This window comes from Streptomyces sp. NBC_00005, from assembly GCF_045160215.1.
Classification (GTDB): domain Bacteria; phylum Actinomycetota; class Actinomycetes; order Streptomycetales; family Streptomycetaceae; genus Streptomyces.
Genome location: NZ_CP108316.1, coordinates 4,279,409 through 4,291,034, shown reverse-complemented (window position 1 = coordinate 4,291,034; position 11,626 = coordinate 4,279,409). Strand labels below are relative to the sequence as shown.

The window sequence follows — 11,626 nt, the reverse complement described above, 5'->3', positions numbered from 1 at the left end:
ATCAAATGAGTGCGGTCGGCACCGGATGAGCGCTGAAGATCCAGCCACGGCAGCATCCGGGTCGCAGCCCCCACGGGGCCTCCAACAAAAAATCCCTCATTTAGGAGCAATCGTGGCGCGCGACATCGCGGCTCCCCCCGTCATCCCCACCCAGCACAAGGAACTGGTCTCGTGGGTGAACGAGATCGCAGAACTGACGCAGCCGGACAGCGTGGTCTGGTGTGACGGATCCGAGGCCGAGTACGAGCGACTGGCGCAGGAGCTCGTCGACAAGGGCACCTTCAGGAAGCTCGACCCGATCAAGCGCCCCAACTCGTACTACGCCGCTTCCGACCCGACCGATGTCGCGCGGGTCGAGGACCGGACGTTCATCTGCTCCGAGAAGGAGGAGGACGCCGGCCCGACCAACCACTGGAAGGATCCCGCCGAGATGCGGGAGATCTTCGCCGGTGAGAAGGGCGTCTTCCGCGGCTCCATGAAGGGCCGGACGATGTACGTCGTCCCGTTCTGCATGGGCCCCCTCGGCTCGGACCTCTCCGCGATCGGCGTCGAGATCACCGACTCCGCCTACGTCGCCGTGTCCATGCGCACGATGACCCGCATGGGACAGCCGGTCCTCGACGAACTCGGCTCCGACGGCTTCTTCGTGAAGGCCGTCCACACCCTCGGGGCGCCCTTGGCGGAAGGCCAGGAGGACGTTCCCTGGCCGTGCAACTCCACCAAGTACATCTCGCACTTCCCCGAGAGCCGCGAGATCTGGTCCTACGGCTCCGGCTACGGCGGCAACGCGCTGCTCGGCAAGAAGTGCTACGCCCTGCGCATCGCGTCGGTGATGGCCCGCGACGAGGGCTGGCTGGCCGAGCACATGCTGATCCTCAAACTGACGCCGCCGCAGGGCGGGTCGAAGTACGTCGCCGCCGCCTTCCCGAGCGCCTGCGGCAAGACGAACCTCGCCATGCTGGAGCCGACGGTGGGCGGCTGGACCGTCGAGACGATCGGCGACGACATCGCCTGGATGCGCTTCGGCGAGGACGGCCGTCTGTACGCCATCAACCCCGAGGCCGGCTTCTTCGGCGTCGCGCCCGGCACCGGTGAACACACCAACGCCAACGCGATGAAGACGCTGTGGGGCAACTCGGTCTTCACGAACGTGGCGTTGACCGACGACAACGACATCTGGTGGGAGGGCATGACGGAGGAGACTCCGGCCCACCTCACCGACTGGAAGGGCAACGACTGGACGCCGGAGTCCCAGACCCCGGCCGCCCACCCCAACGCCCGCTTCACCACCCCCGCCGCCCAGTGCCCGATCATCGCGCCCGAGTGGGAGGACCCCAAGGGCGTGCCGATCTCGGCGATCCTCTTCGGCGGCCGCCGCGCCACCGCGGTCCCGCTGGTGACGGAGTCCTTCGACTGGAACCACGGCGTCTTCCTCGGCGCCAACGTGGCCTCCGAGAAGACCGCCGCCGCCGAGGGCAAGGTCGGTGAGTTGCGCCGCGACCCCTTCGCCATGCTGCCGTTCTGCGGCTACAACATGGGCGACTACATGGGTCACTGGGTCGACGTCGCCAAGGACAAGGACCAGGCGAAGCTCCCGAAGATCTACTACGTCAACTGGTTCCGCAAGAACGACGAGGGCAAGTTCGTCTGGCCCGGCTTCGGCGAGAACAGCCGCGTCCTGAAGTGGATCGTCGACCGCCTCGACGGCAGGGCGGAGGGCGTCGAGACCCCGATCGGCATCCTGCCGACCAAGGAGGCCCTCGACACCAACGGCCTCGAACTGTCCGACTCCGACCTGGACTTCCTGCTCACGGTCGACAAGGAGGTCTGGCGCGAGGAGGCCGCCCTGGTCCCCGAGCACCTCAACACCTTCGGCGAGCACACCCCGAAGGAGCTGTGGGACGAGTACCGCGCGCTGGTGCAGCGCCTGGGCTGAACCCAACCCGATACCTCCGCGGCCTGCACTGGGGGTACTTCCACGCCTTCAAGGCATGGTGGAGCCCTGACCAGTGATCGTCACGGCCGGCCGCGGTGACAGTCGACGAGGCCCCGCACAACGGCGTGGGGGGCTCCGGGCCTGTCGTCGGTCTCCCGTCCGCCCCGACGGGAGACCGACGACAGGCCTTCGTCCTTTTCCGGGGAACCGAGGGTCAGTTCGCCCGGCCCCGGTCCTCCGGATACCGCGTGTGCGACTCCTGCCGTCGCGCCTCCGTCTCCCGAGGGCCCGTCACCAGCCGCCCGGCGGGGAGGGTGAACGGCGGGGAGGGTGAACGGGGGGTGTCGTACCTGCCCCGGCACTGCAACTCCCGAAAAGAGTGGGCGCGGGGCTGTATCGATATGCGGCTCCGCCGCGTGGGCGCGATCAGCCACCGTGAACCCGCAGCCGCAGGACGACACGAACCCCTACGGCGAACAGGCACCCCGGCCCAGGCAGACGCAGTGCCATGGCACCCGGTCCGCGCGTCGCTGCGGGTGCACGCGGACCGGGGCCGTTCGGGGGAGCCCGGGGGCTCAGTGGGACGCGAGTTCGCGGGGCTCCAGCGCCGCCGCGTGGACGTCCATCTGCTCGGCGGAGAGGATCGCCGCCGCGGTGTCCGCGCGCGACGCCGCCACCACCAGGGCGCGTCCCGCGAGTGCGTGCGCCCGCCGGTGCAGGGCCGCGGGCTTGGTCCGGCCAGCGTCTCCGGCGACCGCGCGGACCGGCGGATGCCCGCCCCGCAGCCGGGTCACCTGCGTGGTGAGCCGGTCGGCCGCGGTGTCCAGGTCCTCGGAGGGGGCCGCCGAGCGCAGCTCGTCGGTGACGGCGAGCAGCGCCGCGAGGTGCCCCGCGAGCTGGATGTCCAGCTCCTCCTCACGGGACCGGTGGGGGAAGTCGGAGGTGGTGCCGGCCATCGTGCTGTGGACCGACTTGGTGCGGATCGGTTCGTACATGGATGGCCTCCTGAGCTGTCAGGAAACCATCCTAGCTTAGATTCCGTCTAAAGTTGAGTTGTTCACAAAGAAGGACGCGTTGTATACCCAGTGTGAGCGTCAGGGCTGGCTGTAGCCGTCCAGGAAGTTCCCGATCCGGGTGACCGCATCCCGCAGATCCCCGATCGACGGCAGGGTCACGACCCGGAAGTGGTCGGGCTCGGACCAGTTGAACCCGGTCCCCTGCACGACCATGATCTTCTCGCGGCGCAGCAGGTCCAGGACCAGCCGCCGGTCGTCCTTGATCTTGAACACCTTGGGGTCCAGGCGCGGGAAGAGATACAGCGCGCCCTTGGGCTTCACGCAGGTCACGCCCGGGATCTGGGTGAGCAGCTCGTACGCGACGTCCCGCTGCTCCTTCAGCCGCCCGCCCGGCAGCACCAGGTCGTTGATCGTCTGCCGACCGCTCAGCGCGGCGACCACGCCGTGCTGTCCCGGCATGTTCGCGCACAGGCGCATGTTGGCCAGGATCGTCAGACCCTCGATGTAGGAGTCGGCGTGCGCGCGCGGGCCGGAGATCGACATCCAGCCGACCCGGTAGCCGGCCACCCGGTACGCCTTCGACATGCCGTTGAAGGTGAGGGTCAGCAGGTCGGGGGCGATCGCCGCGGTCGCCGTGTGCGTGGCGTCGTCGTAGAGGATCTTGTCGTAGATCTCGTCCGAGCAGACGAGCAGGTTGTGGCGGCGGGCGATGTCGGTCAGCCCCTTGAGCATCGCCTCGTCGTAGACGGCCCCCGTCGGGTTGTTGGGGTTGATGATGACGATCGCCTTGGTGCGGTCGGTGACCTTGCGCTCGACGTCCGCGAGGTCGGGCATCCAGTCCGACTGCTCGTCGCAGCGGTAGTGCACGGCCGTGCCGCCGGAGAGCGAGACGGCTGCGGTCCACAGCGGGTAGTCGGGCGACGGTACGAGGACCTCGTCCCCGTCGTCGAGGAGCCCCTGCATGGCCATCACGATCAGCTCGGAGACGCCGTTGCCGACGAAGACGTGCTCGACGTCCGTCTCGATGCCGAGGGTCTGGTTGTGCATGACGACCGCCCGGCGCGCGGCCAGCAGGCCCTTCGCGTCGCCGTAGCCGTGCGCCGTCGACACGTTGCGGAGGATGTCCTCGAGGATCTCGGGCGGACACTCGAAGCCGAACGCCGCCGGGTTCCCGGTGTTCAGCTTGAGGATCCGATGCCCGGCCGCCTCAAGCCGCATCGCCTCCTCGAGCACCGGGCCCCGGATCTCGTAACAGACGTTGGCGAGCTTGGTCGACTGGATCACCTGCATGTCTGGGAGCTTACGGCCCGGTAACGCCCCGCGGGCCGTGTTTTCCACCACGTGAGACGGGTGGTTTGGGCTGTTATCGCCGGTAGCTGTCCCAGGGGCCCCGTCCGTACCTAGAATGCGCGCCCATGTCCAGGCCGCCGCAGCACGAAAACGAGATGTACGGAGCGAACAGCGCGAACGGCGCTCATGGCACCAGTGAAACGGGTACGCCGGCTGGGTCCCAGGCTCCGCCGAATGTGTACCACCCGCAGCCGGAGCGGGCCCCCGTGTACGAGGAGTACGCCGATCCGGCCGCCGCGCACGGCTGGCAGAACGCGTACGACGAGACGGCCGAGCTGCCCGCGGTGGCCGAAGGGACGCGGGAGCCCCGTCGTGACGGCTCGGGGCACCGCGCCCCGCGTGGACGCCGTGCCCCGCGCTCGCGGCGGGCGGCGGTCGTCGCCGGGGCGGTCGCAGCGGTGTCGGTGGCGGCCGTGATCGTGGGGTTCTCCTTCGGGGGCTCGTCGTCGGGCGGCACGGACGGCAAGGACGGGCGCACCCGGTCGACGACCGGGGACTCCGCGGGCCCGGGGTCGTCCGGCCCGGGGGCCCCCGCCGCCCGGTCGTCCTCCGGCGGTGCGCAGCCGTCGGCCGCACCTTCGGCGAGCGCGGCGCGCAGTGGCTCGCCCACCGGGGAGGGGTCGGCGCCCGCCGGTACCGACCCGGAAGCCTCCGCCGGGTCCCCGACCACCTCCGCCCCCGCCACGAGTACGTCGGGCCCGGGCAACCCCAACGGGAATCCCGGACGGGGACAGGGCGCCACCAAGAAGCCCAAATAGCCACCGCACTCGGTGGGTTGGCTCTGCCGAAACGGGGCAGGTGCGCCTGGACTTCGTCTCCGACATGACGTGAGGGCCGGACGGCGACGCTTCACGGCACCCCCAGGCCAAAAAGAACTCCTTGCTCATCCACCCCTGTCCCCTCACAATGCACATGTCAAATCTATGGGCGGCCGGAAATTCTCCGGTCGCCCAAGTCGCAAGAGGGGACCCCCACATGAGAAAGCCTCTCGTCGCCGCGCTCAGCGCCCTGGCACTGGCCGGGATCGGTGCGGCACCCGCGGTCGCGGCCGAACCCGCCGCCCCGGTCACCGACACGGACACCGTCAAGTCCGTGGTCCACGACGCGGTCACGTCCACCACGGCGAACCTGGCCCGGCTCACCACCCCGTCGGTCAAGGCCGTCAACTTCGCCGGCACCGTCTCGCTCAGCAACTGCTCCGGCTCCGTCATCCGCTTCCCGAACTCCGCGGACAGTGACCCGGCGCTCGTCATGAGCAACGGACACTGCCTGGAGACCGGGTTCCCGGAGCCCGGCGAGGTCATCACGAACCAGACCTCCAGCCGTACCTTCGGGCTGCTCAACTCCTCCGCCACCAGGGTCGGGACGCTGCGCGCGAGCAAGGTCGTGTACTCGACCATGACCGACACTGACGTCACGATCTACCAGCTCACCACCACCTACGCGCAGATCAAGAGCTCGTACGGCATCAGCCCGCTGACGGTCAGCGACACGCACCCGACCGCCGGCACCGCCATCACCGTCGTCTCCGGCTACTGGAAGAAGACGTACGCCTGCAACGTCGACGGCTTCGTCTACCGCCTCAAGGAGGGCGACTGGACCTGGAAGGACTCGCTGCGTTACACCTCCGCCTGCCAGACCATCGGCGGCACCTCGGGCTCGCCCGTCGTCGACAACGCCACCGGCAAGGTCGTCGCCGTCAACAACACCGGCAACGAGGACGGCGAGCGCTGCACCGAGAACAACCCCTGCGAGGTCGACGAGAGCGGCAACGTGACGGTCCGCAAGGGCATCAACTACGCCGAGGAGACCTACCAGATACCGGCCTGCTTCGGCACCGGCAACAAGCTCGACCTGAGCAAGAGCGGCTGCACGCTGCCCAAGCCGTAGGTCAGGGACGGGTGGCGCTCCGTCGCACGGGACTGCGACGGACCGCCCGGCCCGCCAGCACGTCCGTCCGCCGCCCGTCCTCGATCACGAACCGCCCGTCGACGAGGACATGGGGAATGCCCGTCGGGAGCGTGCGCGGATTCTCGAACGTCGACCCCGCCGCGACCGTCTGCGGGTCGAACAGGACCAGGTCCGCCCGGTGGCCCTCGCGGACCAGCCCCCGGTCCGGCAGCCGCAGCCGCGCGGCCGGCCGCGACGTGAGATGGGCGACGCACTCCTCGAGCGACAGCACGCCCAACTCCCGTACGTACCGGCCGAGATACTGCGGGAAGGTGCCGTAGGCGCGCGGGTGCGGCTTCGCGCCCTGGAGGATGCCGTCAGAGCCGCCGGAGTGGACGGGGTGCCGCATGATCGCCTGGACGTTCTCCTCGTGGCCCACGTGCTGCAGGATCGTCGGGCCCAGCTGGTCCTGAAGCAGCAGGCGACGGGCCGTGGCCCAGGGGGACTCGCCGCGCAGGTCCGCCGACTCCCCGACCGTCCGGCCGACGAAGTCGCCCAGCGCCGGATCGGTCACGCCCGAGATCTCGATGGTGTCCCACTCGATGGGCACACCGTGGCAGCCGTCCGCGCCCACGACCTCCATGTGGTGCCGGATGCGCTCGGCCGTCTCCTCGTCCGCCAGCCGCTTGAGGATCGCCTCCGGACCGCCCTCGCTCGCCCAACTCGGCAGCATCGCCACGAGAGTGGTGCAGCCGGGGGTGTAGGGGTACGTGTCGAGGCTGATGTCGGCCCCGGTCGCCAGCGCCTCGTCCAGGAGGGTCAGCAGCTCGGGCGCCCGGCCCTTGTTCACGCCGAAGTTCATGGTGGCGTGGGCCAGATGGAGCGAGCAGTCCGCCTCCCGGCTCAGGGCGACCATCTCCTCGTACGCCTCCAGGGCCCCGGCGCCGTACGAGCGGTGGTGGGGGCAGTAGTAGCCGTCGTACGACGCCACCACCCGGCACAGCTCGGTCAGTTCGGCGTCCTTGGCGTACATGCCCGGCGTGTACGTCAGCCCGGACGACATGCCGACCGCGCCCTGCTCCAGCCCCTCGGCGACCAACTGCCGCATACGGTCCAGTTCCTGCGGGGTCGCCTCGCGGTCCTCCCAGCCGACGGCGAGCATGCGGACCGTGCCCTGCGGGATCAGATACGCCGCGTTGACGGCGATGCCCCGGCCCTCGAAACCGTGGTCCAGCCGGTCCAGGTACTCGCCCACCGAACGCCAGTCGAAGTCGATGTCGTCGCCGTACCCGTTCCAGCCGGTGATCGCCCGGCGCACCTCGGCGAGCGTGCGGTCGTCGACCGGCGCGTACGACAGCCCGTCCTGGCCGATGACTTCCAGGGTCACCCCCTGCGCGGCCTTCGCGCTGTGGTCCGGGTCGCGCAGAAGGGCCAGGTCGCTGTGGGCGTGCATGTCGATGAAGCCGGGGGAGAGGACCAGCCCCTCCGCGTCCAACTCGCGGCGCGCCCTGGGGCGTTGGCAGCCGGCCGCCGCGGCCTCCTTGACGATCGAGACGATCCTGCCGTCGTCGATCACCACGTCGGCGCGGTACGACGGCTCGCCGCTGCCGTCCACGACGTCCGCGTCCCGGATGACGAGCTGCTCCATGGCCCCTCCCACCTCCATGACTCCTCCTAGAAGAACGTACGGATGTAGTCGACGACCGTGCCGTCCGCCTCGGCCACCGGGATCAGCTGCCACTTGTCGAAGGACGTGCACGGGTGGGACAGGCCCAGGCCCAGCCAGTCTCCGACCTCCAGGTCCGCCTCGGGAGCCGTACGCAGCCACGCGTGCTGGTCGGACAGCCCGGTCACCGAGACGCCGGTGGCCGGGCGCTCGGCGCCGTCCCGGCGGACCACCTGGGCGAAGGGGAGGTCCAGGTCGTAGGCCGCGTCCCGCTTGCCCGCGTTGGCGAAGGCCTGCTCGGGGGAGGGCCGGGAGACCACCTGCGCCCAGAGCCGGAAGGCCGGCTCCAGGGCGCCCTCCTCGGGCACCCGGTTGAAGGGGGTGATCTTGCGGTAGTGCCCGTCGTCGTGCGAGACATAGGCGCCCGAGCGCAGCAACTTCAGTACGGGGACGGACAGTTCGGGGATCTCGGCGAACACGTCGGCCACCGCGTCGAACCAGGCACTGCCGCCCGCGCTCACGACGACCTCGTCCAGCCCCGCGAACCGCCCCGCCTTGTCGAAGTCCGCCGCCAGCGCGACCAGCCGGCGCAGCCACGCGTGCACCCGCTCCGGGTCGGCCTGCGGGACCTCGCCCTCGTAGCCCGCGACACCGACGAGCCGCAGCGTGGCGGAGGCCGCCACCGCGTCCGCCACCGCCGCGCACTCCGCCTCCGTACGGACCCCGGTGCGCGCGCCCTCACCGGCGGCCAGCTCGACCACGACGTCCAGCGGACGCGCGGCCCCCCGCAGTGCCGCGTCCATCAGCTCCACCCCGCGCACGGAGTCGACGTAGCAGATGAAGCGGAAGCGGGGGTCGGCGTCGAGTTCGGCGGAGATCCACTTCAGGGCGGCCGGGTCGACCAGCTCGTTGGCGACGAAGATCCGCTCGATGCCGAACGCCCTTGCCACGCGCACCTGGTGGGGGAGCGCGAGCGTGATGCCCCAGGCGCCGCGCTCGATCTGCCGCTGGAACAGCTGGGGTGCCATGGAGGTCTTGCCGTGCGGGGCGAAGGCCAGGCCGTGGCGGGTCGCGTACGTCTCCATGAGCGCGAGGTTGTGCTCCAGGCGCTCGGCCGACAGGGCGAGGACGGGGGTCGCGAAGCTGTCGGTGAAGAGGTTGCGGCGCTGCGCGGCCAGCTCGCCGACGGTCAGGCCCTCGGCGTCCGGCGGGAGGCCCTTGAAGCGGTGGTCGACGCGTTCCCCGGCGAGCCGGGCGAGGGCTTCCGTGACCATGAGGCCTCCCTGATCGGGTGCGTTGCAATCTCTGCAACGCTCATTGCGTATATCGCTTACCGCTGTCTAACATCTCGGCCAACGCGGGGTCAACGGAGCCTCCCCCAGCTTTCGGCCGGGGGACCCCCATCTCGCTGCGCTCGCCCGCCACCGCACCGAGGAGCTACGACGATCGTGACCGCGACCGGACCTGGCAATGCCCTCGACGCCGTCGATGTCGTCGATGTCGTCACGCTCGGCGAGTCCATGGTCACGTTCCTGCCCTCCAGCCCCGGCCGCCTCGCCGACGTCCCCTCCTTCGACCGCGCCATCGGCGGCGCGGAGTCCAACGTGGTGTGCACGCTGGCGGCCGCCGGGCACTCCGTGCGCTGGGTGAGCAGGGTCGGCGCCGACGGCTTCGGCGACCACCTGGTCGAGGCGATCGGGGCGTACGGCGTCGACGTCACCGCCGTACGAAGGGACCCGGCACGCCCCACCGGCATCTACTTCCGTACGGCCGGCGACCGGTCGACCGATGCCCACGAGGTGGCGTACTACCGGGCCGGGTCCGCCGCCTCCGCGATGGCCGTCGCCAACACGGATCTGGACGTCGTACGCGCCGGGCGGGTACTGCACCTGTCCGGGATCACGCCGATGCTTTCCGACGACTGCCTCGACCTGGTCCGCGCGCTGACCGCGCCCCGCGCCCGGCGGCCCCTCGTCTCCTTCGACGTCAACCACCGGCCCACGGTGTGGCGGGAGGCCGACGGGCCCCGGGTGCTGCTGGAACTGGCCCGCCGCGCCGACCTCGTGTTCGTCGGCGAGGACGAGGCGCAGGAGGTGTGGGGGCTGACCGGCGCCGACGCCGTCCGCGCCGCGTTCCCCGACCCCGAGGTGCTCGTCGTCAAGCAGGGCGGGCACGGGGCGACCGTGTTCGACAAGGAGTCCGGCACCGAGCACGTCACCTTCGTGCCCGCGCCGCGGGTGGACGTGGTGGCCGCCGTCGGAGCCGGGGACGCCTTCGCCGCCGGATTCCTCTCCGCCACCCTGCGCGGACTGCCCGTCCGCGACCGCCTGCGCCACGGCCACCTCATGGCCGCCGCCGCCCTCACCGTCCCCGGCGACCTCGCCGCACCCCCCGCCCGCGACCACGCCGACCGCCTCGCCGCTCTCGACGACGACGCGTGGGGGACACTTCGACTCGGCCCCGGCTGGACACAAGCCGTCGATCAAGCCGTACACCGGGCCGACGAGGAGGTACCCGCGCCATGAGCCAGACCGTCGACCGCGCGCTCAGCATCCTGCCGCTGCTCGCCGAGGGCCCCGCCGACCTCGGCCAGGTCGCCGACCGGCTCGGCGTGCACAAGTCCACGGCCCTGCGCCTGCTCAGGACGCTGCACGAGCACGGTCTCGTCTACCGCCAGTCCGACCAGCGCTACCGCCTCGGCGCCCGCCTCATCGCGCTCGCCCAGGAGGCCATGGAGAACCTCGACATCCGCGAGATCGGCCACCCCCACCTCGTACGCCTCAACGAGCAGTGCGGGCACACCGTCCATCTCGCGGTGTACGAGGAGTCCGAGGTCCTCTACATCGACAAGGTGGAGAGCCGGTACCCGGTCCGGATGTACTCACGGATCGGGAAACCGGTGGCGATCACCGTCGCCGCGGTCGCGAAGCTGCTGCTCGCCGACCTTCCCGAAAGCGAGCGCCGGGTGCTCGCCGACAAGCTCGACTACCCCATGTACACGGCCCGGTCCACCCCCAACGCCCCTGCCTTTCTACGGGAGTTGGACAAGGTGCGCGACCAGGGCTGGGCCACCGACCTCGGCGGCCACGAGGAGTCCATCAACTGCGTCGCGGCCCCCATCCGCGGCGCCGACGGCCGGGTCGTGGCCGCGATGTCGGTCTCCGCACCGAACGTCGTCGTCACCGCCGACGAACTCCTCACCCTGCTCCCGCTGGTGCGCCGCACGGCCGACGCGATCAGCGGGGAGTACTCCGGAAGAACGCCAGTGAAGGACAGCCTGTGACCGAGAAGATCGCACTCACCCCCAAGACCCACACCACCCCGCCCGCGAAGTTCTCCCACGGCGTCAAGAAGGGCAACATCCTCCAGGTCGCCGGCCAGGTCGGCTTCCTGCCCGCCGAGGAGGGCAAGGCCCCCACGCCCGCCGGCCCGACCCTGCGCGAGCAGACCCTCCAGACGCTCGCCAACGTCAAGGCGATCCTCGAGGAGGGCGGCGCGAGCTGGGACGACGTGATGATGATCCGCGTCTACCTCACGGACGTCGACCACTTCGCCGAGATGAACGGCATCTACAACACCTACTTCGAGGAGCAGGGCCTCACCCAGCCGCCGGCCGCCCGCACCACGGTGTACGTCGGTCTGCCCGCCGGGCTTCTCATCGAGATCGACGCGCTGGCCGTCCTGGGCTGACGCTCCCTCAACTCCCGCACCTCGTACACCTCACGGCACGGCGCCCCTCCTCCCCGGGGCGCCGTGCCGCGATCCCCC

10 protein-coding genes are annotated in these 11,626 nt (G+C 70.5%); 6 read left to right on the top strand and 4 right to left on the bottom strand.

All coding sequences use genetic code 11. From position 1 onward, the window contains the following. Positions 1-112 precede the first annotated feature (112 nt). Entirely contained in the window at positions 113-1,936 is a 1,824-nt protein-coding gene (locus OG303_RS19615; protein WP_405869703.1) for a phosphoenolpyruvate carboxykinase (GTP), read from the top strand. A 575-nt stretch (positions 1,937-2,511) separates the two neighbouring features. Here the strand turns inward: OG303_RS19615 and OG303_RS19610 are convergent. After that, positions 2,512-2,931: a hypothetical protein gene (locus OG303_RS19610; protein WP_405869702.1), complete on the bottom strand. Its 420-nt coding sequence runs from the start codon at positions 2,929-2,931 to the stop codon at positions 2,512-2,514. A 99-nt stretch (positions 2,932-3,030) separates the two neighbouring features. Further along, entirely contained in the window at positions 3,031-4,242 is a 1,212-nt protein-coding gene (locus tag OG303_RS19605; protein ID WP_405869701.1) for a pyridoxal phosphate-dependent aminotransferase, read from the bottom strand. A gap of 236 nt (positions 4,243-4,478) precedes the next feature. Between OG303_RS19605 and OG303_RS19600 the strand changes: the two genes are divergently transcribed. Both OG303_RS19600 and OG303_RS19595 read left to right on the top strand, forming a co-directional pair. Next, positions 4,479-5,060 carry a hypothetical protein gene (locus OG303_RS19600; RefSeq protein ID WP_405869700.1) on the top strand — a complete coding sequence of 194 codons (582 nt, stop codon included), beginning with the start codon at positions 4,479-4,481 and terminating at the stop codon, positions 5,058-5,060. Between the two features lie 217 nt (positions 5,061-5,277). Continuing rightward, positions 5,278-6,192, top strand: a complete 915-nt coding sequence (locus tag OG303_RS19595; protein ID WP_405869699.1) for a serine protease — start codon at positions 5,278-5,280, stop codon at positions 6,190-6,192. A gap of 1 nt (position 6,193) precedes the next feature. On the opposite strand, the gene OG303_RS19590 is transcribed toward OG303_RS19595, so the two are convergent. Together OG303_RS19590 and OG303_RS19585 are read right to left on the bottom strand one after the other, a co-directional pair. Next, a complete protein-coding gene (locus OG303_RS19590) occupies positions 6,194-7,840 on the bottom strand; it encodes an amidohydrolase family protein (protein WP_405877360.1) in 1,647 nt (548 codons plus the stop codon). Positions 7,841-7,866: 26 nt separating this feature from the next. Then, on the bottom strand, positions 7,867-9,132 hold the full coding sequence (locus OG303_RS19585) for an amino acid deaminase (RefSeq protein ID WP_405869698.1): 1,266 nt from the start codon (positions 9,130-9,132) through the stop codon (positions 7,867-7,869). A gap of 174 nt (positions 9,133-9,306) precedes the next feature. Here OG303_RS19585 and OG303_RS19580 point away from each other — a divergent pair, with 174 nt between their 5' ends. Genes OG303_RS19580 through OG303_RS19570 form a run of 3 tightly spaced genes read left to right on the top strand, consistent with a single transcriptional unit; the run spans position 9,307 to position 11,548 of the window. Continuing rightward, positions 9,307-10,383, top strand: coding sequence for a sugar kinase (locus OG303_RS19580; protein WP_405869697.1), 1,077 nt, complete (start codon positions 9,307-9,309; stop codon positions 10,381-10,383). Further along, a complete protein-coding gene (locus OG303_RS19575) occupies positions 10,380-11,141 on the top strand; it encodes an IclR family transcriptional regulator (protein ID WP_405869696.1) in 762 nt (253 codons plus the stop codon). The genes OG303_RS19580 and OG303_RS19575 overlap by 4 nt, the downstream gene beginning before the upstream one ends. Then, positions 11,138-11,548 carry a RidA family protein gene (locus tag OG303_RS19570; RefSeq protein WP_405869695.1) on the top strand — a complete coding sequence of 137 codons (411 nt, stop codon included), beginning with the start codon at positions 11,138-11,140 and terminating at the stop codon, positions 11,546-11,548. Before OG303_RS19575 ends, OG303_RS19570 begins: the two co-directional genes overlap by 4 nt. Positions 11,549-11,626: the final 78 nt, after the last annotated feature.